This window comes from Alterotamlana spongicola, from assembly GCF_035818475.1.
Lineage (GTDB): Bacteria > Bacteroidota > Bacteroidia > Flavobacteriales > Flavobacteriaceae > Cognatitamlana.
This window is the reverse complement of the sequence record NZ_JAYMGV010000001.1, coordinates 925,057-948,700: the sequence shown is the minus strand read 5'-3', so window position 1 is coordinate 948,700 and position 23,644 is coordinate 925,057. Positions and strand designations below refer to the sequence as shown.

Annotated in this window: 28 protein-coding genes; 16 read left to right on the top strand and 12 right to left on the bottom strand. The window is 35.0% G+C overall.

Annotated elements, in window-relative coordinates; translation table 11 throughout:
• Window positions 1-4 precede the first annotated feature (4 nt).
• Window positions 5-730: a hypothetical protein gene (locus tag VOI54_RS04215; RefSeq protein ID WP_326281470.1), complete on the bottom strand. Its 726-nt coding sequence runs from the start codon at window positions 728-730 to the stop codon at window positions 5-7.
• A gap of 96 nt (window positions 731-826) precedes the next feature.
• Between VOI54_RS04215 and VOI54_RS04210 the strand changes: the two genes are divergently transcribed.
• Window positions 827-1,090 (top strand): tyrosine-type recombinase/integrase, encoded by a 264-nt coding sequence (locus tag VOI54_RS04210; protein ID WP_326281469.1) that lies wholly within the window; start codon window positions 827-829, stop codon window positions 1,088-1,090.
• A 36-nt stretch (window positions 1,091-1,126) separates the two neighbouring features.
• Here the strand turns inward: VOI54_RS04210 and VOI54_RS04205 are convergent, their stop codons facing one another.
• Together VOI54_RS04205 and VOI54_RS04200 are read right to left on the bottom strand one after the other, a co-directional pair.
• Entirely contained in the window at window positions 1,127-1,498 is a 372-nt protein-coding gene (locus VOI54_RS04205) for a hypothetical protein (RefSeq protein ID WP_326281468.1), read from the bottom strand.
• Window positions 1,499-1,604: 106 nt separating this feature from the next.
• Window positions 1,605-1,826 carry a helix-turn-helix domain-containing protein gene (locus VOI54_RS04200; RefSeq protein WP_326281467.1) on the bottom strand — a complete coding sequence of 74 codons (222 nt, stop codon included), beginning with the start codon at window positions 1,824-1,826 and terminating at the stop codon, window positions 1,605-1,607.
• 286 nt (window positions 1,827-2,112) lie between these two features.
• Here VOI54_RS04200 and VOI54_RS04195 point away from each other — a divergent pair, with 286 nt between their 5' ends.
• The gene (locus tag VOI54_RS04195; RefSeq protein ID WP_503619834.1) at window positions 2,113-2,313 is read left to right on the top strand and encodes an Fjoh_0651 family PID-CTERM protein; all 201 of its coding nucleotides are present in this window, start codon (window positions 2,113-2,115) and stop codon (window positions 2,311-2,313) included.
• Here VOI54_RS04195 and VOI54_RS04190 read toward each other — a convergent pair.
• A complete protein-coding gene (locus VOI54_RS04190; protein WP_326281465.1) occupies window positions 2,310-2,906 on the bottom strand; it encodes a riboflavin synthase in 597 nt (198 codons plus the stop codon). The genes VOI54_RS04195 and VOI54_RS04190 overlap by 4 nt on opposite strands.
• A 65-nt stretch (window positions 2,907-2,971) precedes the next feature.
• Between VOI54_RS04190 and pdxA the strand changes: the two genes are divergently transcribed.
• The 9 genes from pdxA to VOI54_RS04145 all read left to right on the top strand — a co-directional run bounded on the left by pdxA (window position 2,972) and on the right by VOI54_RS04145 (window position 10,544).
• Entirely contained in the window at window positions 2,972-4,024 is a 1,053-nt protein-coding gene (gene pdxA, locus VOI54_RS04185) for a 4-hydroxythreonine-4-phosphate dehydrogenase PdxA (protein ID WP_326281464.1), read from the top strand.
• 125 nt (window positions 4,025-4,149) lie between these two features.
• Entirely contained in the window at window positions 4,150-4,689 is a 540-nt protein-coding gene (locus VOI54_RS04180) for a YceD family protein (protein ID WP_326281463.1), read from the top strand.
• A gap of 9 nt (window positions 4,690-4,698) precedes the next feature.
• The gene (gene rpmF / locus VOI54_RS04175; protein ID WP_109352001.1) at window positions 4,699-4,902 is read left to right on the top strand and encodes a 50S ribosomal protein L32; all 204 of its coding nucleotides are present in this window, start codon (window positions 4,699-4,701) and stop codon (window positions 4,900-4,902) included.
• Between the two features lie 182 nt (window positions 4,903-5,084).
• Window positions 5,085-6,086 (top strand): beta-ketoacyl-ACP synthase III, encoded by a 1,002-nt coding sequence (locus tag VOI54_RS04170; RefSeq protein ID WP_326281462.1) that lies wholly within the window; start codon window positions 5,085-5,087, stop codon window positions 6,084-6,086.
• A gap of 22 nt (window positions 6,087-6,108) precedes the next feature.
• Window positions 6,109-6,597: an acetyl-CoA carboxylase biotin carboxyl carrier protein gene (gene accB / locus VOI54_RS04165; protein ID WP_326281461.1), complete on the top strand. Its 489-nt coding sequence runs from the start codon at window positions 6,109-6,111 to the stop codon at window positions 6,595-6,597.
• 86 nt (window positions 6,598-6,683) lie between these two features.
• Entirely contained in the window at window positions 6,684-8,036 is a 1,353-nt protein-coding gene (gene accC / locus VOI54_RS04160; protein WP_326281460.1) for an acetyl-CoA carboxylase biotin carboxylase subunit, read from the top strand.
• 251 nt (window positions 8,037-8,287) lie between these two features.
• Window positions 8,288-9,403 (top strand): NAD(P)/FAD-dependent oxidoreductase, encoded by a 1,116-nt coding sequence (locus VOI54_RS04155; protein WP_326281459.1) that lies wholly within the window; start codon window positions 8,288-8,290, stop codon window positions 9,401-9,403.
• A complete protein-coding gene (gene mtgA / locus VOI54_RS04150) occupies window positions 9,404-10,105 on the top strand; it encodes a monofunctional biosynthetic peptidoglycan transglycosylase (RefSeq protein ID WP_326281458.1) in 702 nt (233 codons plus the stop codon). It abuts the gene before it with no gap.
• Window positions 10,083-10,544: a 3-oxoacyl-ACP synthase gene (locus VOI54_RS04145; RefSeq protein ID WP_326281457.1), complete on the top strand. Its 462-nt coding sequence runs from the start codon at window positions 10,083-10,085 to the stop codon at window positions 10,542-10,544. The genes mtgA and VOI54_RS04145 overlap by 23 nt, the downstream gene beginning before the upstream one ends.
• A gap of 216 nt (window positions 10,545-10,760) precedes the next feature.
• On the opposite strand, the gene VOI54_RS04140 is transcribed toward VOI54_RS04145, so the two are convergent.
• The 8 genes from VOI54_RS04140 to VOI54_RS04105 all read right to left on the bottom strand — a co-directional run bounded on the left by VOI54_RS04140 (window position 10,761) and on the right by VOI54_RS04105 (window position 19,782).
• Window positions 10,761-11,603, bottom strand: a complete 843-nt coding sequence (locus VOI54_RS04140) for an alpha/beta hydrolase family protein (protein WP_326281456.1) — start codon at window positions 11,601-11,603, stop codon at window positions 10,761-10,763.
• A 200-nt stretch (window positions 11,604-11,803) separates the two neighbouring features.
• The gene (locus VOI54_RS04135) at window positions 11,804-12,895 is read right to left on the bottom strand and encodes a helix-turn-helix domain-containing protein (RefSeq protein ID WP_326281455.1); all 1,092 of its coding nucleotides are present in this window, start codon (window positions 12,893-12,895) and stop codon (window positions 11,804-11,806) included.
• A gap of 318 nt (window positions 12,896-13,213) precedes the next feature.
• Window positions 13,214-14,122: an ABC transporter ATP-binding protein gene (locus VOI54_RS04130; RefSeq protein ID WP_326281454.1), complete on the bottom strand. Its 909-nt coding sequence runs from the start codon at window positions 14,120-14,122 to the stop codon at window positions 13,214-13,216.
• Between the two features lie 70 nt (window positions 14,123-14,192).
• The gene (locus VOI54_RS04125) at window positions 14,193-16,349 is read right to left on the bottom strand and encodes a prolyl oligopeptidase family serine peptidase (RefSeq protein ID WP_326281453.1); all 2,157 of its coding nucleotides are present in this window, start codon (window positions 16,347-16,349) and stop codon (window positions 14,193-14,195) included.
• A gap of 93 nt (window positions 16,350-16,442) precedes the next feature.
• Window positions 16,443-17,432 (bottom strand): aspartate-semialdehyde dehydrogenase, encoded by a 990-nt coding sequence (locus VOI54_RS04120; RefSeq protein WP_326281452.1) that lies wholly within the window; start codon window positions 17,430-17,432, stop codon window positions 16,443-16,445.
• Between the two features lie 138 nt (window positions 17,433-17,570).
• A complete protein-coding gene (gene mscL, locus VOI54_RS04115; RefSeq protein WP_326281451.1) occupies window positions 17,571-17,972 on the bottom strand; it encodes a large conductance mechanosensitive channel protein MscL in 402 nt (133 codons plus the stop codon).
• Between the two features lie 63 nt (window positions 17,973-18,035).
• Entirely contained in the window at window positions 18,036-19,142 is a 1,107-nt protein-coding gene (gene alr / locus VOI54_RS04110) for an alanine racemase (protein ID WP_326281450.1), read from the bottom strand.
• Window positions 19,135-19,782 (bottom strand): thymidine kinase, encoded by a 648-nt coding sequence (locus tag VOI54_RS04105; RefSeq protein WP_326281449.1) that lies wholly within the window; start codon window positions 19,780-19,782, stop codon window positions 19,135-19,137. Before VOI54_RS04105 ends, alr begins: the two co-directional genes overlap by 8 nt.
• A gap of 108 nt (window positions 19,783-19,890) precedes the next feature.
• Between VOI54_RS04105 and VOI54_RS04100 the strand changes: the two genes are divergently transcribed.
• The 5 genes from VOI54_RS04100 to VOI54_RS04080 all read left to right on the top strand — a co-directional run bounded on the left by VOI54_RS04100 (window position 19,891) and on the right by VOI54_RS04080 (window position 23,532).
• Complete coding sequence (locus VOI54_RS04100) at window positions 19,891-20,634, top strand: DUF8457 domain-containing protein (RefSeq protein WP_326281448.1); 744 nt, start codon at window positions 19,891-19,893, stop codon at window positions 20,632-20,634.
• 31 nt (window positions 20,635-20,665) lie between these two features.
• Window positions 20,666-21,853 carry a heparan-alpha-glucosaminide N-acetyltransferase domain-containing protein gene (locus VOI54_RS04095; protein ID WP_326281447.1) on the top strand — a complete coding sequence of 396 codons (1,188 nt, stop codon included), beginning with the start codon at window positions 20,666-20,668 and terminating at the stop codon, window positions 21,851-21,853.
• A 4-nt stretch (window positions 21,854-21,857) separates the two neighbouring features.
• Window positions 21,858-22,532 (top strand): 16S rRNA (cytidine(1402)-2'-O)-methyltransferase, encoded by a 675-nt coding sequence (rsmI, locus tag VOI54_RS04090; RefSeq protein WP_326281446.1) that lies wholly within the window; start codon window positions 21,858-21,860, stop codon window positions 22,530-22,532.
• A gap of 1 nt (window position 22,533) precedes the next feature.
• The gene (locus tag VOI54_RS04085) at window positions 22,534-22,878 is read left to right on the top strand and encodes a HopJ type III effector protein (protein ID WP_326281445.1); all 345 of its coding nucleotides are present in this window, start codon (window positions 22,534-22,536) and stop codon (window positions 22,876-22,878) included.
• A gap of 84 nt (window positions 22,879-22,962) precedes the next feature.
• Window positions 22,963-23,532: a uracil-DNA glycosylase family protein gene (locus tag VOI54_RS04080; RefSeq protein ID WP_326281444.1), complete on the top strand. Its 570-nt coding sequence runs from the start codon at window positions 22,963-22,965 to the stop codon at window positions 23,530-23,532.
• The last annotated feature ends 112 nt before the right edge of the window (window positions 23,533-23,644 follow it).

Below are 23,644 nucleotides of genomic sequence, written 5' to 3'. Positions count from 1 at the left end.
GAATTTAATTACATTCAATTTGGTTTAGGTAATAAAGAAATTTGGGCAAAATATATTTACTATATTTTTTGTTTTCACGAAGTTTTTCAATGGAGAAATTTTCATCTGGTTCAATAGCATCTGATGCTATGAAATCCATCAAATTATCATTTCTACCTAAACATTCTCCAAATATTTTTTTGATTTCTGCCAAGCTCTTTTCTATTTCTTCATTATTAACCCCATATACTTCACCTTCTTTTATCAAATTATAGCTATGGTCTAGAATTACATAGCGCCAACTATGTACAGCAGTAGATATTTCACCACTGGCACTAATAGAAGAAGGTGTGGAGGTTGAGAAGTTTAAGATATAAGAACCTAGTATGTAGTCTTTGTTTTTGGCAATGTAGCGGAACACTTTAATTTTTTTATCATCTATAAAAGGTAGATATAGTCTATTTCCATCAACTATTTTATCTATATTCTTAGTTTTTATACTGCTGAACGTTTTATAATTTTTACGAACATAGCCAATACCATCTACTTTTTTCTTTTTACCATAAAAACCTGCTTTTTTAACATAATCAATAGAAAATCTATTGTAATAAATGTCTTCATTAGGTATAATATTTATTTTTTTACCTTTAGTTGTTAATATGTAACTCTCATTTTTGCCATTATCCTGACTTTGACTATTGGAAACTAAGAAGCTTAAACTTAACAGTAGTATTAAAAGGTGTTTTTTCATTTTATAATTTAATTGTTGATTCAGATTTATTATCATTTAAGGCATAAATGTAATATAATTCAGAAGTTTGAAGACAATTAATTTAAAAAATAATACTTGCTAAGTTGTTTTATAGAAGAGGTCATCAACTTTGTTGTCAAATTAAAGAAAATTGGTGCTATTGTGGGTATAGACAAGAAGTTAACTACTCATATGGTTAGAAGGACTTTTGCTAGTACAGTTTTACTTTATAATGATGTTCCTCTGGAAATAGTTAGTGGATTACTAGGTCATTCAAGTATGAAGATTACGCAGGATAGTTATGGAAAGGTTGTTCAAAGAAGAGTTAGTTTGGAAATAGAGAGGTTAAAGGGAAGTTGATGTGTGTTTTGTAAAATATTTCAATATGTAAATTCCTTAACTAGTCCAAGATCCAATTATTTGGAGAATAAATCCAATTGAAGCAAGGATAAGCCCTATCAATCCCCATGTAGCTATTTTAAAAGGCGTCTTTTCTAATATCATTTTTTCTTCCTTCATCTTATTTTTAGATAGTAAATAATAATCATCATTTTCCTTCTGAAGGGTATTAATTTCTTTGTCAGTATAGGGAGGTGTAGGGTAGTTGCTTATTAGGTTCTTCATATATTCATAATGACTTTCATCATTAGCTAATTTTTTGTCAATATAATACAGTTTGTTTTCTACTGGTAAGCCCCAAATTAAATCTAGAGCCAATAGCCAAATTCCGACAACATCTAAGATTAAGCCTAATGTATTTATGTTCATATTTTATAATATTATGAAATGGATGATTTATAATGTCTTAAATATATGGAGAAGCAAGGAAAAATAATTAGTCAACAAGTCAACTTTTTATCAAAATTAAAGAGATTTATAAATCAAAAAAAACTTGAACTTCCACACCTATAGCATCTGCAATTCTTTTCAATGTAAGAATAGAAGCATTTTGACGCCCATTTTCAATTGCAGATAAATTAGATTTTTCCATTTTAATTTCAGCACAAACATCAAGCTGACTGAATTTATTTTGCCTTCTCAATTTTGCAATATTTCTGCCAATTGAATATAAGTATGTCTTTTCTGTATCCGTCATAATAAGATACAACAAGGTGTACATAAATCACACTTATAGGGTTATGATATATCATAACAAATGAATCTATAATTGTTCCTAAGATAAAATAGGCATTAATATATTTAAGCGAATGGATTTGAAAAACAGAATAGCCAATACTAAAAAGTTTTTAGTTTTTTGACTTAAATCTAAGCGCAAAACAAGTATTTTATCGTATATTTAAAACGCTTTATAGATGTTTTTGGTTAGGATTAACTTGTGAATATTTTTGTGACCTCACTTTTTTTTATACATTTGTGACCCCATGATGATACAAAGTAAAAGAATATTTGCCTCAATCTTATTTGTATTAATAAGTTTTGTATGTATGGCGCAAGCTAGTCCGCCACCGCCAAGCACTACTCCTCCTCCAGGATTCCCTATTGACGGAGGTGTTTTGTTTAGTGCTATTGCTGCTCTGTTTTATGGTGTTAAAAGCATAGTATCTCCAAAAAAGAATGATTAACCCAGCTTATTTAATGCAGTAAGCCTGGTAACATATTTTCCCAGAACATCAAATTCTAAATTTACAACCGTACCTATTTTAAAGGTGTTGAAATTTGTATGCTCGTAAGTGTATGGAATAATAGCAACATTAAAGCTGTCTTTTTTAGAATTAACAACAGTTAAACTTGTTCCGTTTACGGTTATCGAGCCTTTTTCAATGGTAATATTATTTAACGATGCATCATAGTTAAATGTAAAAACCCAGCTTCCGTTTTCTTCCTTAATATCTGTACATACAGCAGTTTGATCAACATGGCCCTGAACAATATGACCATCTAACCTATCACCTAATTTCATGGCGCGTTCAAGGTTAACCTTATCATTAATTTTTAAAGTATTCAGGTTCGTTTTGTTTAAGGTTTCTTTTATGGCAGTTACCGTATATTCATTATGGTCTATATTGACAACAGTCAGGCAAACACCATTATGAGCAACACTCTGATCAATTTTTAATTCAGATGCGAGATCACTTTTAATTGATATATGAAGGTTATCAAGTTCTGATATTAAGTTTGAAACAATGCCAATATCTTCAATAATTCCCGTAAACATACTTATCTCTGTTTATTTGGTTAAATTTGCAAGATCAAAATTACGAACAAAAGTTGTTATTTTTAATGAAGCAGACAGAAAATATAGTAGTAGGAATTTCAATAGGTGATTTAAATGGAATTGGAGGAGAAATAGTTTTAAAGACATTTGAAGATTCAAGAATATTAGATTTTTGTACTCCGGTAGTCTTTGCTTCAACTAAAACAATGACATTCTTTAAAACCCATTTCAAATCACAGATCAATTTTCATAATATAAATACTATGAATCAGTTGGTTCATGGTAAAGTGAATGTATTTAATTGCTGGAATGAACCTGTAAAAATTGAATTTGGTGTAGAAAACCTGAAAATAGGAGCATATGCTATAAAATCCCTTGAAATGGCAACCAAGGCTTTAAAAAATAACGAGGTTGACGTTTTGATTACAGCTCCTATAAATAAGTTTAATGTGCAATCTGACGAATTTAAATTTCCGGGACACACAGATTATTTAGCTCAGGAACTGGAAGGCGATAGTTTAATGTTTATGATAAGTAATACCTTAAGAGTGGGCTTGCTTACAGACCATGTGCCGGTTAAAGATATAGCTTCCCATATTACCCCGGAGTTAATAGAGCAAAAAATAAGCACCGTTTATAAGTCACTAAAAAGAGATTTTAGAATACAAAAACCAAAAATTGCTGTTTTAGGAATTAATCCCCATACGGGAGATAACGGCGTTATTGGTAAAGAAGATGACGAGGTGTTAAGACCTACACTTCGTAACATTAGAGAAGCAGGAACATTGGTTTTCGGGCCCTATGCTGCTGATAGCTTTTTTGGATCAGACAACTACAAAAATTTTGATGCTATAATAGCCTCATATCACGATCAGGGGTTGATCCCTTTTAAAACCTTATCATTTGGTCAGGGGGTTAATTTTACAGCAGGGTTAAATAGGATAAGGACCTCTCCAGACCATGGTACAGCCTACGAAATTGCAGGTAAAGGCATAGCAGATGAGAACTCTTTTAAAGAAGCCGTTTACAATGCTATGCAAATTTTTAGAAATAGGGTTGACTATGAGCAGCTTACCGCTAACCCCTTAAAAAAGGCTTCAAAAAATGAACGCCGTTAAGTCCTTGAATATGAGATGAGAGTCTTAGTTTTCAGTGTTATTGAAGATATGAACAAAAAAATGTTTATAAGTCATGTTGAGTAAATAAAAATTTATATATTTGCAGGCTCAAAATAGATGTGATAATGAAGGCATTGAAGGAGTTTACAATTCCATTTGTAGGATTAAAAATAGGAACCCATCATTTTGAGTATAACGTAGAGCCAACGTTCTTTGAACATTTTGAGTATGAGGATTTTAATGATGCAAACATACATGTAGATCTTGAACTGGAAAAAAAGACTACATTACTTGAATTGCATTTTAAAATTTCCGGATGGGTAAAAGTGAATTGTGACTTGACAAACGAGCCATACAACCAAACTATAGAAAATGAATTTAATTTGGTTGTAAAGTTTGGAGAAGAATATAATGATGAGCATGTTGATATATTAATTATACCACATGGAACTTATGAAATCAATATTCAACAGTATATTTATGAGTTGGTTATTTTAGCAGTTCCTTTAAAGCGAATCCACCCGGGAGTTGAAGATGGAACATTAGACTCAGACATACTTAAAAAATTAGAAGAATTAAGCCCTAAGCTTGAAAAAGATAAGAATAAAGACGAGGATATTGACCCTCGATGGAATACATTAAAAAGATTATTAACGGATAAATAAACATATAAAATGGCACATCCTAAAAGAAAAATCTCTAAAACAAGAAGAGATAAGAGAAGAACACATTACAAAGCAACTGCGCCACAGATTGCTACATGCCCAACTACAGGTGAAGCTCATTTATACCATAGAGCACATTGGCACGAAGGAAAATTATACTACAGAGGTCAAGTGTTAATTGACAATTCTGAAGAGATAGAAAATGTTGCATAAATAATTATGCATGCATAAGTTAAAACGCTCATTTATGAGCGTTTTTTTTATGAAATACTTTTTCTCAATAACAAAAACATGTAATTTGTGAATTATTACGCCAAAATTTAGTAGTTTTCGCCAAATTTTGAACGTTTTTGTCCAGTTTTTAATGATTTTTTGGTCAAATTAATTATAAAATTATGAGTAAAATATCAGCGGCAATTACAGCTGTAGGTGCTTATGTGCCAGAATATGTATTAACCAATCAAATTCTTGAGACTATGGTTGATACCAATGATGAGTGGATTACCACAAGAACGGGAATCAAAGAACGTCGAATTCTTAAAGATGAAGGCAAAGGGACTTCCTATCTTGCCATAAAAGCAGCAAAAGACCTGATCAATAAAAAGGGACTAGACCCAAAGGATATTGAACTTATTATTGTTGCAACTGCCACCCCGGATATGAAAGCCGCTTCTACAGCAGCTTTCACAGCTTCAGAAATTGGAGCAACAAATGCATTCTCATTTGATATGGACGCAGCGTGTTCCAGCTTTTTGTACGGCATGTCTGTTGCAGCCAGTTATATTGAATCCGGAAGGTATAAAAATGTCATGCTGATTGGAGCAGATAAAATGTCTTCTATTATCAACTATAAAGACAGAGCTACCTGTATTATTTTTGGAGATGGTGCGGGGGCTGTTCTATTTGAACCCAATGAAGAAAATTTAGGGTTACAGGATGAATACTTACGTAGTGATGGTAGTGGGCGTGAATTTTTACAAGCTACATACGGAGGGTCAAGTCACCCTATTACACCAGAAGTATTAGAAAACGGAGGGCATTATGCTTTTCAGGAAGGTAGAACGGTTTTTAAAAATGCTGTATTTAATATGGCTGATGCTACCGTAAAAATACTGGAACGTAATAACCTTACAAAAGACAGTATAGATTGGCTTGCTGCCCATCAGGCAAACAAGCGTATTATAGATGCTACAGCACAGCGTATAGAACTGGAGGAAGAAAAGGTCATGATCAATATTCATAAGTATGGAAATACTACTTCAGCAACATTACCGTTACTTTTAAACGATTACGAAGCGCAACTTAAAAAAGGGGATAATATTATATTTGCCGCATTTGGTGGCGGATTCAATTGGGGGTCTATTTATTTAAAATGGGCGTATAATTCAAAAAACTAACCACTAACTAATTAGTAAAATTATGGATTTAAAAGAGATTCAAAACTTAATCAAGTTTGTTGCTAAATCTGGTGCAAGTGAGGTTAAATTAGAAATGGATGATGTAAAAATCACTATTAGAACCGGATCAGATTCAGACACAACTATTGTACATCAGGTTCCGGCAGCTCAGATACCACAGCAAATAGTACCAGCACCTGTTGTTGAGGCAAGTGCTCCGGCAACACCAGCACCAGCAGCACCGGCAGCAGCAGCTACTGAAGATTCAAAATATATCACTATCAAATCACCAATAATAGGAACGTTCTATAGAAAACCAGCACCAGATAAGCCTTTATTTGTTGAGGTTGGACAAACAATAGCAGAAGGTGATGTGCTTTGTATTATTGAAGCAATGAAACTTTTCAATGAAATTGAATCAGAAGTTTCAGGAAAGGTAGTTAAGATATTAGTGGACGATTCTTCACCAGTAGAATTTGATCAGCCACTATTTTTAGTAGACCCGTCATAACCTATTAAAAATTCCGATACACAAATCTCAAAATCCAATATTTGGAATTTGGCGATTGGAATTTGAAATTTTTAATTCAAAACGTTATGTTTAAAAAAATATTAGTAGCCAATAGAGGTGAAATAGCATTACGTGTTATTAGAACCTGTAAAGAAATGGGCATTAAAACCGTTGCGGTTTACTCTACAGTTGATGAAGAGAGCCTGCATGTTAAGTTTGCAGATGAAGCCGTTTGTATAGGGCCTCCTTCAAGTAGCGAGTCTTACTTAAAAATGTCCAATATTATATCTGCCGCAGAGATTACCAATGCAGATGCCATACATCCCGGATACGGATTTTTATCAGAAAATGCTAAATTTTCAAAGATCTGTGAAGAGCATGGCATAAAATTCATTGGAGCTTCACCAGAAATGATTGACAGAATGGGTGATAAGGCCAATGCAAAGGCCACAATGATTGCAGCAGGAGTACCTTGTGTTCCAGGAAGTGAGGGCGTTATAGAAGATTTTGAAGAATGTAAAAAGCTTGCCGAAGAAACCGGATACCCGGTGATGCTAAAAGCGTCTGCCGGCGGTGGAGGAAAAGGCATGCGTGCAGTATGGAATCCCGAAGACTTACAAGCAGCCTGGGAATCCGCAAGAACAGAATCTAAAGCCGCATTTGGTAATGACGATATGTACATGGAAAAGCTTATTGAAGAGCCAAGGCATATTGAAATTCAAATTGTTGGAGACTCTACAGGAAAAGCTTGTCATTTATCAGAGCGGGACTGCTCCGTTCAACGTCGCCATCAAAAATTAACAGAAGAGGTGCCTTCGCCATTTATGACCAAAGAATTGCGTGATAAAATGGGCCAGGCAGCTGTTAAAGCAGCAGAATATATCAAATATGAAGGGGCAGGTACGGTTGAATTTTTAGTTGACAAACACCGTAACTTCTACTTCATGGAAATGAATACACGTATTCAGGTGGAACACCCAATAACAGAACAGGTTATTGATTTTGATCTAATCCGTGAGCAAATTCTGGTAGCAGCAGGCGTGCCAATTTCAGGAAAACATTATACACCAAACCTACATTCAATAGAATGTAGAATTAATGCTGAAGATCCATTTAATGACTTCAGACCATCTCCGGGCCGCATTACAACATTACATGCACCGGGAGGACATGGTGTGCGTTTAGATACTCATGTCTATGCAGGTTACGCCATTCCGCCTAACTATGACTCTATGATTGCCAAGTTAATTACAACAGCGCAAACCAGAGAAGAGGCTATTAACAAAATGAAGCGTGCCTTAGATGAGTTTGTTATAGAAGGCATTAAAACCACCATTCCTTTTCACAGGCAGCTTATGGATCACCCGGATTATTTAGCGGGTAATTATACCACTAAGTTTATGGAAGATTTTGTTATTGAAAAACAAGATGAAGAATAAATACTAAAGACTCCGAAAGCCATTTCGGAGTTTTTTTATGGTGTTCCCACGTTTTATCCGTGGTCAGGCTATCCGCTATATCTTTTTTGTGTGGAGTCTGTTTTTATCCTTCATTAGGTTTTAGTTATAATAAAATAAACCCTTTTTTCAAGTTAATAGTTAACTACAAAAAAGGATGCCGCTTCTATCCTTAACACGAGGGCTAACATAAATAAATCACTATTTTTACTCATAACTAACAACAAGATATAGTGAACCTTTCTTATTGGGAAATAAAATCATGGCTAACAGATGTTGATTTCTGTATTGTAGGCAGTGGTATTGTAGGGTTAAGTTGTGCGTTGGAACTAAAAGAGCGTTTCCCAAAATCTAAAATTCTGGTATTAGAAAAAGGTGTTTTGCCACAAGGAGCAAGTACTAAGAATGCCGGTTTTGCCTGCTTTGGAAGTTTAAGCGAAATCTTAGAAGATTTAAAGACCCATTCTAAGGACGACGTTTTTCAATTGGTTAAAAAACGAGCAGATGGCCTGAAACTATTAAGACAAAATTTAGGAGACAAAGCTATTGCTTATAAACAATTGGGGGGCTATGAGTTGTTTTCGGAACAGGACACCCCATTATATGAAAGCTGTTTGCGTCACAAAGAAGAGGTAAACACATTACTTAAGCCTGTTTTTAAAGAAGCTGTGTTTAGTATAAAGGACAATGCGTTTGGCTTTAAAAAGATCAAAGGCCATTATATCTTCAATACATTTGAAGGGCAAATTGATACGGGTAAGATGATGGAAGCCCTGTTACAAAAAGCGCAATCAAAGTCTATTAAGATCTTAAACCAAGTAAGCGTTGAAGATTATATAGAAACAAACCAATCGGTAAAGGTAAAAACAAACCGCTTTGAGCTATCAGCTTCAAAACTATTAATAGCTACCAATGGATTTGCCTCACAATTAATAAATGAAAAAGTAACACCGGCCAGGGCGCAGGTTTTAGTTACAACCCCCATACCAAACCTTCATATTAAAGGGACCTTTCATTTAGACAGGGGCTATTACTATTTCAGGAATATAGACAATAGAATCCTTTTAGGCGGGGGTAGGCATCTTGATTTTTTTGGTGAACAAACATTTGAGTTCAATCAAACCGCATTGGTTCAAAATAAGCTTGAAACACTTTTAAGAACAACTATTTTGCCTGAAACACCGTTTGAAATAGCACACAGATGGAGTGGTATTATGGGAGTAGGTAATCAGAAAAAGGCTATTGTAAAACCATTTGGTAATCATGTGTTTTGTGGTGTTCGTCTTGGAGGTATGGGCGTTGCCATTGGCAGTAGTATTGGTAAGGAACTTTCAAATCTGATTAAATAAATGATAAAGCGGTTTTTTAGATTTTTATTTAAAATCAGTACCTGGTTTGTAATACTTTCGTTTATGTTGGTTATGGCCTTCAAATGGGTTCCGGTGCCGGTAACACCCTTAATGCTCATCCGTTATTTTGAACCTGACAGTCACAAAACACTTAAGCATGATTGGGTAGCTCTTGATAATATTTCTAAAAACTTACAGTTAGCCGTTATTTGTAGTGAGGATCAAAACTTTTTAAACCATAAGGGATTTGACTATAAAGCCATAAAGAAAGCCATTGAGAACAATAAAAAAGGAAAAGGGGTAAAAGGGGCTAGTACTATAAGCCAGCAAACCGCTAAAAATGTGTTTTTGTGGCCACAACGCAGTTGGTTAAGAAAGGGATTGGAAACATATTTTGCGTTTTTAATTGAGTTATGCTGGTCTAAAGAACGCATCATGGAAGTATACCTTAACAGTATTGAAATGGGTAATGGTATTTATGGAGCTCAAGCAGCATCACAATACTGGTTTAAAAAACCGGCCAGCAAACTAGCTTTGCAGGAAGCGGCAGCTATTGCGGCTATTTTGCCTAACCCCAGAACCTATAAGGCCAATCCGGCTACCGCATATATTGAATCCAGAAAACAATGGATTGTAAAGCAGATAGGGTATTTTGGTCCTTTAGATTATACTAAACAAGATGGAGGAAAACCTAAAAATTAAAGCACAGTTATACACATTGTGCCAGGAGTTTATTGAAGAACGGTTTTGGGCGATACAAAAAACCATTGACGAAATACAGCTGTCCTTAACATCAGAGACCAAAAGCAGTGTGGGAGACAAGCATGAAACGGGGAGAGCCATGCTTCAGTTGGAACGTGAAAAAGCCGGAAATCAATTGGCAGAGATTCAAAAAACCAAAGCTGTACTTTTAAAAGTAAATAGCGCTGTGAGTTCTAAACACATTGGTCTGGGCAGTGTTGTGTATACCTCTAACGCCAACTATTTTATAGCCATAAGTGCCGGGGAACTAAAAGTCAATGACACCGCGTTTTATGCCATTTCACCGCATACACCTATGGGGCAATTGTTGCTTGGTAAAAAAGTTGGTGATGCACTTACTTTTAGAAGTAAGCCGTTTGTAATACAGGATGTTTTATAGAGTATGTCCTAATTATATTAATATTGGATATAAAAACAGTATCTCGCACCAAATATTAAAGACGAATAAAATTAAAAACTTGTATTAACTGTTTTAAATAATATCATAATTAGCACCTACCCACTTTCAAATTTATGAGCTCATAGAGATAGGTGCTAAGTATAGTATTTTAAGGCTACCTTTACTTTTATAGACTATTGTTTGGAAAGAACAGTTTTATTCCTGCCTGATAAAATCTACTATAAAATCTAAAGCATTAGGAGCAAACATGGAACTATGATCTCCGTCTATTTCAATCAGAGGCACCCTTTTATCTCTTAAAAAATCCATCTCTTCCTGGTTGAGTCTTCCGACTGCTTCATCGAAGAGTCCATGTACGTAAATAACGTTACTTAAATCATCGTCTTCTAAAAGTTCAGTATATCTGTTCATTCCAAGCCCGGCTTGTAGTCGTCCTTCAGAAAGATCACCCCCTTCGTCAGGAACAAGTGTTTCTCCATTTTCAAAGGTATATCCGGACCCATCTCTAAAGCCTTGCCAAACAACTTCCGGGATATTTAATCGTCCAGCCATAATCACTACTTTATCTGCAATATTGGGGTGCTTATCTAGCACATTCGGAATAATAAAAGACCCGAAAGAATGAGACATGGCTACAACTTTTTTATCCTGGTCTTTAAAATGTTGTAACACCCTTTGAAACATGGTTGTAGAAATATCATCCTCAATAATGGCCTGTTCAAAAGTAATTTCGTTGTTGAGTATGGTGGGGTTTATTTGTTGTGCCTGTTTAACATAAACCCTGTAATAGTCTTGAAATTGAGGTTCTTCAATATCAGTTGCTATCAGCTTTGGTACGGGGCCTCCTTCAGCATATACAAAGACCGTATCTTTAGCTGAATTCCCTTTCCCAACAAACAAGTCATTTATGTCTTGTGGGATTACCGTTTCCGTGTATTTTGCTACAGGTGTATCATCACTACTACAACTAAAAATTATAAGCGAAACAAAAACGGCTGTTGCTATGGTTTTGTTTAAAAAAATTAATCCTTTTTTCATTATTTTAATTATTATATGTTAATATTCCGGTTCATTGAAGTTTACTCAGCTGTTCCTTATTATGCTGAGGACTTTTGTTTTTTTACTATTTGATTTGTGATGCAAATATTCTCAAAAGCTATACCGTAGCATAATAAAACAGGGGGCTTACAGTCTTAATTTCAGAAATTAAAACCAAAACAATTCTTTTTTGTCAAGACTCAATTGTTTTTAAATACATGAGGAGTGGTTTTGGTATGCTTTTTAAAGGCCATGTAAAAAGAACTTTTGCTATTAAAGCCAACATCTTTTCCTATACCTTCCATACTTAACTGTTCTGCTCGGTCTGTAAGCAGTATACTTTTGGCTTCTTCTACTCTGAGTCTGTTTATAAGATTAGCAAAATTGTATCCTTTTGTAATATTTATGGTCCTGGACACTTGCCTGGGATGTAAGCCTGTAGCATTAGCGATGTCTATAATGGTAAGGTCCGGATTGGTATATGCTTTTGAGGTATATAAATAGTTTTCAATAAGCTTAATTTTATCCGAATAGTGTTCTTTATCACTAATTTGTTTTGCTTTTAAAGCTATGTCCTTATTCAAAGTTTCATGAGTAAGGAGGTTAACCTTATTTTGAAATATGCCTTTTAAAGAGATCCAAAACAGAAGGATGACGTTAATGGCAGAAATTATGACATAGGGAAAACTGGAATCTAAAAATACAAACAGTATAAAGTCCAGGCATATAAAAAACAGGCTAAATAGTATAAAAAACCTTGCCCAGGAGAGCTCTTTATATTCGGTAGATGAGTATTGGTTTTGAACTTCCCGGCGATGTTTTTTAATTTCGTTTAAAATAAAAACCCCAATGAATAAAAAATAGATGATCTCTATTATATCTATGATGTCCAGCCAAACAGATTCTATAAGCATTTGCTTGGTTTCTATAGGCTGACAAAAGGCTATACATTCGGCTAAAAGGTATAAAGTCCCCGGAATAAAGACCCAATGATGCCTTTTTTGATCCGGAAGAATAGATATATTTTTAATGTACAGGTAAAATATGGGAAACAGGATCCACCCGAAACTAAGAGGTAGAAATAACAGTTGTGGGTGTTTTTCTGTGATTTTCAGATCATCAAGTATGCTTGGTATGAGTTCAAGGCCATAGGCAATGATAAATACCCCTAAAAAGAAGGTAGACTTTTTGTTTTTTTTGCTCAATAAAATAAGAAGTGTTCCCAGGCTAATGCCATGTACAAGTCCAACAATATCTATATAAGAAACAATATGTTCATAAAATTCTTCCATTTAATGATGACTGCACAGGCATTAATTGGAAGGCCATTTTTTATCAATAGCTATTAAACGGGGTGTTTTCATTATTTTTCTAAGACTAAGTTGTGGTAAAATTTTGTTGTTTGCCATGTTATATTTTGGCTTTAAATAGCCACACAGCTTTAATTATAATAAGGGTTTCTGGTATAAGGGCCTGTTTCCAAAGTTAAATACTAATAATGAACCTTTTTTATACTATTTTACCTAATATGCTAATGAGAAGGTTGTTATTGAGTAAAACTATTGAAGGAGCTGGTTTATTTAGAAGTCAAAAGTTTAAAAAATGCTTTTTTACTTTAAGGAAAGGTACACGTTTTGATTTTGTTTCAGCATATCGTGATGCTCAAAAAAAATGCTTTTTCCATTTAAATGGGCCTCAATTAAATAATAAGGACCTTTATAATACGCTTGTTTTACTGTTGCCTTTAGATCTGATTTTTTAACAACTTTCAATTGATGCGCGTAAATAATGGTATTGTTTATAACATTAAACTCTCCAAAAAAAGAGGCTACTAAAGGTGTTTCAGGCTTGTTGTACAAAACACTGGGAGTGTCATTAACCAAAATTTTATGCTTATGTAGTACAATCATTCGGTCTGCATATCCCAAAACATCTTCTTTGTCGTGGGTAGCCACAATACAAGTGATCTTTTTTTCTTTTAGATATTTAAAAAGACTTCTGCGAAGGCTTTGCTTTTTAAAATTATCTATATGACTAAAGGGTTCATCCAGCAATAAAATCTCAGGCTGATTTGCCAATGCTCTGGCTAGTGCTACGCGTTGCTTTTGACCACCGCTTAGAATTTTTACTTTGGTTTTAGCAAAAGCAGTCAATTCAACAACATCAATAAGTTCGGCAGTGCGCCTTTTTTTCTCTTCGGGATAAAAATTTGAAAGAAATTTTCCAATATTCTCTTCCACTGAAAGCGGCGGCATAAGGTCAAATTCCTGGGCCACATATTTCATAAAGTCATAACCAACAACCAGGTTATATTTTGGGCCTAAAACAGCTTTGTCTTTCCAATAAATATGACCCTTATCTAAATCATATTCCCCGTATAACCCTTTTAACAAGGTACTTTTTCCAGAACCGCTTTCTCCAATAACTGCAATATGCTCACCTGGTTCAGCCTGAAATGAAATATGGCTTAGAACAGGAGTGTCATTATACGAAAAAGTAAGATTCTGTACGTTTAACATATGGTGTAAAAATAGAATAAAAAAAACACGCTTTTTTATTGAAGCGTGTTTTTAAAAAATGAGTTATGCTCTACCCTTTTATTTTTTCTTCTGTTTTACTTGGTAACACTTGAAAGCCCATATTGTAAAGCGTGAATCCAAAAATATCAGCATATTGCTCAATGGTTTTACTTACTGGAGTTCCTGCGCCATGACCAGCGTCAGTTTCAATACGGATTAAGGTTGGGTTGGCTCCGGTTTGTTTGCTTTGTAATTCAGCGGCAAACTTAAAACTATGCGCCGGTACAACTCTATCATCATGATCTCCGGTGGTCACTAATGTTGCAGGGTATTCTACACCGTTTTTAACATTATGAACTGGAGAATATCCTTTTAAGTATTCAAACATCTCCTGATTATCTTCGGCAGTACCATAATCATAAGCCCAGCCAGCTCCCGCAGTAAATGTATGGTAGCGAAGCATATCTAAAACACCTACGGCAGGCAAAGCCACTTTGGCCAGATCCGGACGTTGGGTCATAGTAGCACCAACTAATAATCCGCCATTAGAACCACCGCGGATAGCCAAATATTCTGATGAGGTATAGTTGTGCTCAATTAAGTATTCCCCGGCAGCAATAAAATCGTCAAATACGTTTTGCTTTTGAGTCTTGGTTCCGGCATCGTGCCATTTTTTACCATACTCGCCCCCACCACGTAAGTTAGGAACAGCGTATATACCACCTTGCTCCATCCAAACCGCATTGGCAATACTGAATGCTGGGTTCAAACTAATGTTAAATCCGCCGTAACCATAAAGAATAGTCGGATTTTTACCGTTAAGTTCTACACCTTTTTTATGTGTGATAATCATAGGGACCTTGGTACCGTCTTTTGAGGTGTAAAACACCTGGTGACTTTCATAATCATCACTATTGAATTCTATTGACGGCTTCCAATATAATTTTGTGTCCCCCGTTTCTAAATCAAGGGTATATATACTTGAAGGGGTATTATAATTGGTAAATGAAAAATAATCTATGGATTCTTTCTTTTTACTACCAAAACCACCTGCGTTTCCTACACCAGGAAGGTTGATATCTCTTATTAGCTTTCCATTATAATCATACTGCATGACTTTTGATATGGCATCCACCATGTATTCGGTTATGATATATTTTCCTGAGGTAGAGGCCAGTAAAACATTTTCGGTTTCCGGAATAACGTCCACCCAGTTTTCTGGAGTTGGGTTAGCAACATCAACTTTTACTATTTTTTTATTGGGAGCCTCTAAGTTTGTTACTAAAAATAATGTACTCCCATCATTATCCAAAACATAGGTGTTACTGTCCGTATGATCTAAAATAGTTATTAAAGGACTGTTTTTTACCGATAGGTCTTTTATAAACAATCTGTTTCCGGTAGTTGATATACGCGGTGTAATCACTAAGTATCTATCATCTTCGGTTACTCCCGCATAAATATATCGGTGTTTTTCTTCCGGAGTGCCTCCATAAATTAAAGCATCGTCTTTTTGAGATGTTCCTAGTTTATGATAATACACTTTGTGCTGATCTGTTTTGGCAGAAAGTTCACTGCCTTTAGGCTTATCATAACTGGAATAATAAAACCCTTCATTTTTGTACCATGAAATCCTTGTAAACTTAATATCCACAAGTGTATCTTCAATGATGGCTTTACTTTCAGTATCCATGATCAGGATTTTTCTCCAGTCACTTCCACCTTCAGAAATGGAATAAGCCAATATTTTACCGTTCTTAGAAAAACTTAAACCGCCTAAAGATACAGTCCCATCATCTGAAAACGTATTTGGATTTAAAAAAACTTCAGTATCACCATCTCCTTTTTTTCTGTAGATGACATTTTGATTTTGTAATCCGTCATTTTTGGAAAAATAGGTGTAATCGCCTTCCGTAAAAGGAGCACCAACTTTTTCATAGTTCCATAATGTGGAGAGGCGTTCTTTTAATTCAGATCTAAAAGGGATATTATCTAAATAACCATAGGTTGATTTGTTTTGAGCTTTCACCCAGGCTTCAGTTTCCGGACTTCTGTCATCTTCTAACCACCTGTAGGGATCTTTAACTTCTGTTCCAAAATAGGTATCTATAGTGTCAACGGTTTTAGTATTAGGATAATTCACGGTAATAGTGTTAGTTTTCTGAATATCATTCTTACAAGCTGTTAAAAAAACAAGGCTTATAAGGGTAATTGTTAGTCTAGTCATAATTATTAACGAATTTGAATTCTTTCAAAAATAAACAAAAAAACTCCTATATGTACATATAAGAGTTTTATCATAAAATCTAAGGTCAAAAATTTACACTAAATTATTGTCAACTAAATATTCAGCAATCTGAATGGTATTTGTTGCAGCACCTTTACGAAGGTTATCAGCCACAATCCACATATTTAATGTGTTGGGTTGTGTTTCATCTCTTCTAATACGTCCAACAAAAACCTCGTCCTTATCATGTGCATAAATGGGCATAGGGTAGGTATTGGTATCTGTATTGTCCTGAACAACAACGCCTGGTGTCTGACTTAATAATTTACGAACATCTGACAGATCAAAATCCTTTTCAAATTCTACATTTACAGATTCTGAATGCCCTCCGGCTGTTGGAATTCTAACAGCTGTTGCAGATACAGAAAATGTTCTGTCGTTTAATATTTTTTGAGGCTCTTTGGCCAATTTCATTTCTTCTTTAGTATAGCCGTTGTCCTGAAACACATCACAATGAGGTAAAGCATTTCTTCCTATGGGATAAGGATAGGCCATTTCTCCTTCAACACCTGCAATTTCGTTTTCTAACTGTCTTACAGCTTTAACTCCGGTACCGGAAACCGATTGGTAAGTAGAAACAATTACGCGTTTCATTTGGTAAGTCTCATGAAGTGGAGCCAGTGCCATAACCAATTGAATGGTTGAGCAGTTGGGGTTTGCTATAATTTTATCGTCTTTAGTTAACTCAGAAGCATTGATTTCAGGAACCACCAATTTTTTTGTAGGATCCATTCTCCAGGCTGAGGAGTTGTCAACTACAGTAGTACCGGCTTCTGCAAACTTAGGAGCCCATTCTAAGGCCGTGTCTCCTCCTGCTGAAAATAAGGCTATATCCGGTTGCATAGAAACTGCGGTTTCTAATCCAACAACCTTATATTCATTTCCTTTATAAGATATAGATTTTCCAACAGATCTTTCAGAGGCAACAGGAATTAATTCTGTTACAGGAAAATTGCGTTCTGCAAGAACTTTCAACATAACTTCTCCTACCATACCAGTGGCACCAACAACAGCTACTTTCATTGTATTTATAATTTAATAATTTTTGTGAGGACAAAACTAAGTATTAATTCCTTTTTAAAATCTAAAAAAAGCCCTCATTTTCTTAAAACAAGGGCTTTTTAACAACAAATAACACAATGTTGTTTATTTAACGAATTGTTATTTTTTAAGTAAATCTCTGATTTCTATTAGTAATTCTTCTTGTGTTGGTCCGGCAGGCGGCTCCGGAGCAGGTTCTTCTTTCTTTTTCATTTTATTGACACCTTTTACAATCAAGAACATAACAAATGCCACAATTATAAAGTCAATAACATGGGTTAAAAATGCGCCCCATAATACAGAAACTTCACCTTCTAGAATACCTTCTGCATTGGCTACACCTTCTTTTATTACCAGTTTTAAATCCTTGAAATCTGCATTGAAAATTAATCCTATTAACGGCGATACAATACCACCTGTGAATGAAGTTACCACTTCTTTAAAAGCAGCACCCATAACAAAACCAACTGCAATGTCTACAAGGTTGCCCTTCATTGCAAATTCCTTAAATTCTTTTAACATGAGTATAAATTTTTAGTTAGTGAACTCAAAAATAAGGAAAAAACTTTAACAGTTGTTATGTTTTCATTCAATGAAAATACGCCTAACACGCTGAGATATAGATGTAATAAGCTCGTAAGAAATGGTGTTGGCTGTTAAAGCCAGATCTTCTGCTGTGGTAGTTTGTCCAAAAACAATAACCTCATCGCCTTCATTACAATCAATGTTAGTAACATCAACCATAATCATATCCATACAAACATTTCCAATAATTGGTGCTTTTTGACCTTGTATAGTTACAAAGCCTTTGCCATGACCATATTGTCTTCCAATACCATCTGCATGGCCAATGGGGAGTGTTGCCGTTTTTAAGAAGCCATTACTTTTAAAGGCGCGGTTATAGCCTACAGATTCCCCTTTTTCTATATGATGAATTTGAGAAATCACCGTTTTTAAGGTTCCTATAGGTTTTAAAAATAAGTTCTCCTTTTCAGAATTGCCAAAACCATATAGGCCAATGCCACTTCTTACCATATCAAAATGAGCCTCGGGATAATTTAAAATACCTGAGGTATTGCACATATGTAACATAGGCTTATACCCCAAACGTTCTATGAGTGCTATAGCAATACCTTTAAAACTTTTAATTTGATTTAAAGAAAATGTTTTTTCATTCAAGTCTTCGCTGGCTGCCAGGTGTGAGAATATAGATATGACCTTGGTGGTTTGAGTTGTTTTTAAGGTCTCTGAAATATAATTAACGTCATTTTCAAAAAAGCCTAAACGGTTTAAACCGGTATTAAATTTAATGTGAATAGGATATTCAATTAATTTTTCAGCAGAAGCAAACTGAATAAATTCATTTAAAATTTTAGCATTGTAAATAGCCGGCTCTAAACGGTTTTCAATTAAAGATTTAAAATTCACCGTTTGTGGGTGTAATACTAAAATAGGTTGCGTTATTCCGGCCTGGCGCAAAGCAATGCCTTCATTAATATAAGCAACTGCAAAATAATCAACATTCTGCTTTTGCAAATAGTTAGCTATTTTGCAAGGATCACTTCCATAGGCAAAAGCCTTAACAACAGCCATAAACTTTGTGGCCGGTTGTATTTTTGATTTTAGATGTGTGAGATTATGCTTAAGTGCTTTTAAATCTATTTCAAGCACCGTTTCCTGTGCTTTATGCATTAGAGTCTTTGGGTTTAGTGTTTACTTCCTCGGCATCATTTACTTTCATATTTCTAACCTTATCCCGCATCATAGCTTTATAATATGCCGCTCTGCTTAAAGGCTCATACTCATTAACTTCTCCCAGTAAGACCAGATTGTCACTTTTGTTTTTCCTGTAGCTGTATTGAGCCAAGTTCCCTGTTTTGGTACAAACGGCGTGTACTTTGGTTACATACTCCGCAGTAGCCATTAAATTGGGCATGGGACCAAAAGGATTGCCTTTAAAATCCATATCTAAGCCGGCAACAATAACCCTGATACCTTTATTGGCCAGGTCATTACAAATACGTACAATCTCATCATCAAAAAACTGTGCTTCGTCAATCCCAACCACATCACAGCCATCAGCTAAAATAGGAATATTGGCTGCAGCAGGAACAGGTGTTGAACGAATTTCATTGGCATCATGAGAGACTACCATATCTTCGTCATAACGCACATCAATAGCAGGTTTAAAGATCTCTACTTTTTGCCTTGCAAACTGGGCGCGTTTTAGCCTTCGGATGAGTTCTTCCGTTTTTCCGGAAAACATGGAACCACAGATAACTTCAATCCATCCAAATTGTTCTTTATGATTTACTGTATTTTCAAGAAACATTTTGTAATTTTAACACTAAAACAAAGTAATTATTCGTTCGTATAAAGGTGGCGTAAATTTATTAAAAAACAAAAGCCTACAATGCAATAATTAAAAAAATATAAACTAATGAAGAAGAAGTTAGAATCTGAACTTATAAGTATAGCGCACAGAATTCTTAAATTAAAAGGAAGAGAGGATGTTATTAAGATGCATGCCGAAGCAGCAGCGCTTTATGAGAAACTAACCGTATTAAAATTTGCTCATGAAAACTTTGAAGGTGCTATTCCAACTATAGGAAGCGACTCTTCTTTTTTTGGCATGTTAGACAGTGCTTTTAATAACAAAGTGAGTGATAATATTGAGGTTGAAGATAAAATATATATAAACCTTGATGATGTTGATCGTGATGAGATCACTGAGCCCGCCATGGCAAAAATTAAGGATATGTTACAACATATGCCTGAGAATCCTCAAAATATTGATACGGTATTTGAAGAGGCCATACCCAAGCAACCCGTTAAAAAACACGACCTGGAAGATATTACCGAAGGGTTTAAAGACCTGCCTGTTTTTGAACCGGCTTCTAAAGATCAGAACGGTTTGCCCAATGACAAAAAATCATTGAATGATAAGCTTAAGGTTGGAGGGCTAAATATAGGTCTTAATGATAAGATTGCTTTTATTAAACATTTGTTTGAAGATAAAAGCGAAGATTATGATCGTGTATTATCACAATTAAATACTTTTATTTCTCATGATAATGCTAAAAACTTTATTCAGGATGTAGTTAAACCAGACTATAATAATTGGGAGGGTAAGGAAGAGTTTGAAGCGCGCTTTATGGAAATTATTGAAGACAAGTTTCAATAATAATATATTATCTGCCAACAACCATTAATATATGACTCAATCTAATTTTAACTCCAAAAGAATTGAGTCTATAGATGTATTTAGGGCCTTAACTATGTTTTTAATGATATTTGTAAATGACTTTTGGACATTAACCAATGTTCCGGAGGGATTACAACATATGGATGCGCAAGTTGATGCTATTGGCTTTTCAGATATTATTTTCCCAGCCTTTCTTTTTATAGTTGGACTTTCTATACCCTTTGCTATAAAAGCAAGAAGAAATAAAGGAGACAGTAACGGGCCAATTTTGGTTCATGTTTTTAAAAGGACACTAGCCTTAATTATCATGGGCTTATTTATGGTTAATTTTGAAAGTATAAATGCCGATTTGTTGCTCATTAACAAATATGCTTGGGAATTAATAATGGGGCTTGCTATATTTCTGATATGGACCCTTTATAAACCAGCTAAAAAAAATCAAAAGAAAACCATACTACAGTTAACAGGTTTAGCCCTTTTAATTTTTCTTGCAGTTATTTATAAGGGAGGGTCAAATGATAACGTGCTTTGGATGCAAACACACTGGTGGGGCATTTTAGGTTTAATAGGTTGGGCTTACTTACTTAACACCCTTATCTATTTGTTTTTTGGACGATCTTTAGTCATTTTGTGGATCGTTTTTATAGTCTTTCATGTATTAAATATTGAAGAGTTTGCTTCAGTTACAGGAATTCCAAATTTAAAATTTGTGATTAGTGCTTCCATGCATGTAGCGGTATGTGCGGGGATGATTGTGGGAAGTGTTATGCTTCATTTTAAAGCATTAGAAAAGGAAAAGCTGTTTTTATTATTTGTTCTTGTTCTGGGTATAGTTTCTCTTGTTTATGGTTTTGCCCTAAGACCATATTGGGGAGGGTTTTCTAAAGTTAGAGGAACACCATCATGGGCTTCTGTTTGTATAGGGATTAGTTGTTTGAGTTTTTTAGTTTTATATGTTATTGTAGATAAGCTAAAATTTAAGACCTGGACTAACCTGTTTAAAATTGCAGGAACTAATACCCTGACCTGTTATTTAATTCCATATTTTATATACCCGCTTGTTATGATTTTTGCCTTAAGTTTACCGGATATTTTATTGGATGGTTATATTGGGTTATTGAAGTCGTTGGTGTTTTCATTTATTGTAATAGGAATTACCGCTTTGTTAAACAACATAAACATTAAATTGAAAGTGTAAATACATGAGTAAACTTTATATAGTTCCTACGCCCATTGGTAATTTAAACGATATCACTTTTAGAGCCATTACCGTTTTAAAAGAAGCCGATTTAATTCTGGCAGAAGACACGCGTACCTCAGGAAAACTTCTAAAGCATTTTGAAATTATGACGCCCATGCAATCGCACCATATGCACAATGAGCATAAAACGGTTGACAGGATCATTCAAAAACTCAAAGGAGGAACAACTATTGCTTTGGTAAGTGACGCCGGTACACCGGCTATTTCTGATCCTGGGTTTTTATTATCGCGTGCCTGTATTGAGAATAATATAGCTATTGAGTGTTTGCCCGGAGCTACGGCGTTTGTGCCGGCATTGGTGAATTCCGGTTTGCCCAATGACAAATTTGTATTTGAAGGGTTTTTACCGGTTAAAAAAGGACGTCAAACCAGGTTACAGTTACTCGCAGAAGAAACCAGAACCATGATTTTTTATGAAAGTCCGCATAAATTGGTTAAAACCTTAGGGCATTTTTGTGAATATTTTGGGGAAGACAGACCCGTGTCTGTTTCCAGAGAACTTACTAAATTGTATGAAGAAACTGTAAGAGGGACTGCTAAAGATGTATTAGAACATTATACTAATAAACCTCCAAAAGGAGAGATCGTGGTTATAGTTGGAGGTAAAAACAAATAAAATGACACTAGAAACATTTATAAATAAAGTAAAGCATACGCCGGAAAGCATTGCGTTTTCAGAAACCATGAGCGTTATTGAAGCTCATTATCAATTTACACCAACCGCCTTTAAGAATGGTAATTTAGAAAATACTGAGGGGCAAAACTCCGGATCCTGTAAGTTATTTGCATTTGCAAAGACTCAAGAGTTTACCAAAGCAGAAACATTGGCTTGTTTTGGTCAGTTTTATTTTGATGAAGTTCTTAATGATCCTGATGGCAACGGACATCAAAATATTAGAAACTTTATGAAAACCGGCTTTGAAGGAATCGTTTTTGAACACTATCCTTTAAAAGAAAAATAGTTTGTCATTCAGGATGAAACGAAGAATTTATTTCTTTTATAAGATCCTGAAACAAACTCAGAATATCAGGCGTAAAACCATTACATGGAAGACCTACTACAAGATATCAGACAATGTACCATTTGTAAACCTCACTTGGCTCTTGGTCCGCGCCCTGTAGTATCAGCACACCCAGATTCTAAAATAGTCATTATCGGCCAGGCACCAGGAACCAAAGTACATGCATCAGGTGTGCCTTGGGATGATGCCAGTGGGAGGCAATTGCGTAAATGGTTAAATGTTTCTGAAGAAGAGTTTTATGATGACACAAAATTTGCCATCATTCCTATGGGGTTTTGCTATCCCGGAAAAGGAAAAAGTGGCGATTTACCACCCAGACCCGAATGTGCTCCACAATGGCATAAGTCCTTATTTGATAAACTTAAAAATGTAGAGCTAATTCTTTTAATTGGGATGTATGCCCAAAATTATTATTTAGGAAAAACGGCAAAAAAAACATTAACAGAAACCGTAGCTAATCATAAGGCATACTTGCCAAAATATTTGCCATTACCACACCCGTCTCCACGCAATAGGTTTTGGCTAACTAAAAACCCCTGGTTTGAGGTTGAGGTTTTGCCGGAGTTGAGAAGGAAGGTTAAGAGGTTGATTTAATTCATGTCATTACGAGGAATTAGCAACGAAGTAATCTTTTGAATTCAGGTTTTAATTTTCAAGAGATTGCTTCACTACGTTCGCAATGACCAGTTTTGTCACTTCGAGGGAG

Coding starts and splice junctions, on each gene's coding strand:
- VOI54_RS04215 (WP_326281470.1), bottom strand. CDS start 730: ATGAAAAAACACCTTTTAATACTACTGTTAAGTTTAAGCTTCTTAGTT.
- VOI54_RS04205 (WP_326281468.1), bottom strand. CDS start 1,498: ATGAACATAAATACATTAGGCTTAATCTTAGATGTTGTCGGAATTTGG.
- VOI54_RS04200 (WP_326281467.1), bottom strand. CDS start 1,826: ATGACGGATACAGAAAAGACATACTTATATTCAATTGGCAGAAATATT.
- VOI54_RS04195 (WP_503619834.1), top strand. CDS start 2,113: ATGATGATACAAAGTAAAAGAATATTTGCCTCAATCTTATTTGTATTA.
- VOI54_RS04190 (WP_326281465.1), bottom strand. CDS start 2,906: ATGTTTACGGGAATTATTGAAGATATTGGCATTGTTTCAAACTTAATA.
- pdxA (WP_326281464.1), top strand. CDS start 2,972: ATGAAGCAGACAGAAAATATAGTAGTAGGAATTTCAATAGGTGATTTA.
- VOI54_RS04180 (WP_326281463.1), top strand. CDS start 4,150: ATGAAGGCATTGAAGGAGTTTACAATTCCATTTGTAGGATTAAAAATA.
- rpmF (WP_109352001.1), top strand. CDS start 4,699: ATGGCACATCCTAAAAGAAAAATCTCTAAAACAAGAAGAGATAAGAGA.
- VOI54_RS04170 (WP_326281462.1), top strand. CDS start 5,085: ATGAGTAAAATATCAGCGGCAATTACAGCTGTAGGTGCTTATGTGCCA.
- accB (WP_326281461.1), top strand. CDS start 6,109: ATGGATTTAAAAGAGATTCAAAACTTAATCAAGTTTGTTGCTAAATCT.
- accC (WP_326281460.1), top strand. CDS start 6,684: ATGTTTAAAAAAATATTAGTAGCCAATAGAGGTGAAATAGCATTACGT.
- mtgA (WP_326281458.1), top strand. CDS start 9,404: ATGATAAAGCGGTTTTTTAGATTTTTATTTAAAATCAGTACCTGGTTT.
- VOI54_RS04145 (WP_326281457.1), top strand. CDS start 10,083: ATGGAGGAAAACCTAAAAATTAAAGCACAGTTATACACATTGTGCCAG.
- VOI54_RS04140 (WP_326281456.1), bottom strand. CDS start 11,603: ATGAAAAAAGGATTAATTTTTTTAAACAAAACCATAGCAACAGCCGTT.
- VOI54_RS04135 (WP_326281455.1), bottom strand. CDS start 12,895: ATGGAAGAATTTTATGAACATATTGTTTCTTATATAGATATTGTTGGA.
- VOI54_RS04130 (WP_326281454.1), bottom strand. CDS start 14,122: ATGTTAAACGTACAGAATCTTACTTTTTCGTATAATGACACTCCTGTT.
- VOI54_RS04125 (WP_326281453.1), bottom strand. CDS start 16,349: ATGACTAGACTAACAATTACCCTTATAAGCCTTGTTTTTTTAACAGCT.
- VOI54_RS04120 (WP_326281452.1), bottom strand. CDS start 17,432: ATGAAAGTAGCTGTTGTTGGTGCCACTGGTATGGTAGGAGAAGTTATG.
- mscL (WP_326281451.1), bottom strand. CDS start 17,972: ATGTTAAAAGAATTTAAGGAATTTGCAATGAAGGGCAACCTTGTAGAC.
- alr (WP_326281450.1), bottom strand. CDS start 19,142: ATGCATAAAGCACAGGAAACGGTGCTTGAAATAGATTTAAAAGCACTT.
- VOI54_RS04105 (WP_326281449.1), bottom strand. CDS start 19,782: ATGTTTCTTGAAAATACAGTAAATCATAAAGAACAATTTGGATGGATT.
- VOI54_RS04100 (WP_326281448.1), top strand. CDS start 19,891: ATGAAGAAGAAGTTAGAATCTGAACTTATAAGTATAGCGCACAGAATT.
- VOI54_RS04095 (WP_326281447.1), top strand. CDS start 20,666: ATGACTCAATCTAATTTTAACTCCAAAAGAATTGAGTCTATAGATGTA.
- rsmI (WP_326281446.1), top strand. CDS start 21,858: ATGAGTAAACTTTATATAGTTCCTACGCCCATTGGTAATTTAAACGAT.
- VOI54_RS04085 (WP_326281445.1), top strand. CDS start 22,534: ATGACACTAGAAACATTTATAAATAAAGTAAAGCATACGCCGGAAAGC.
- VOI54_RS04080 (WP_326281444.1), top strand. CDS start 22,963: ATGGAAGACCTACTACAAGATATCAGACAATGTACCATTTGTAAACCT.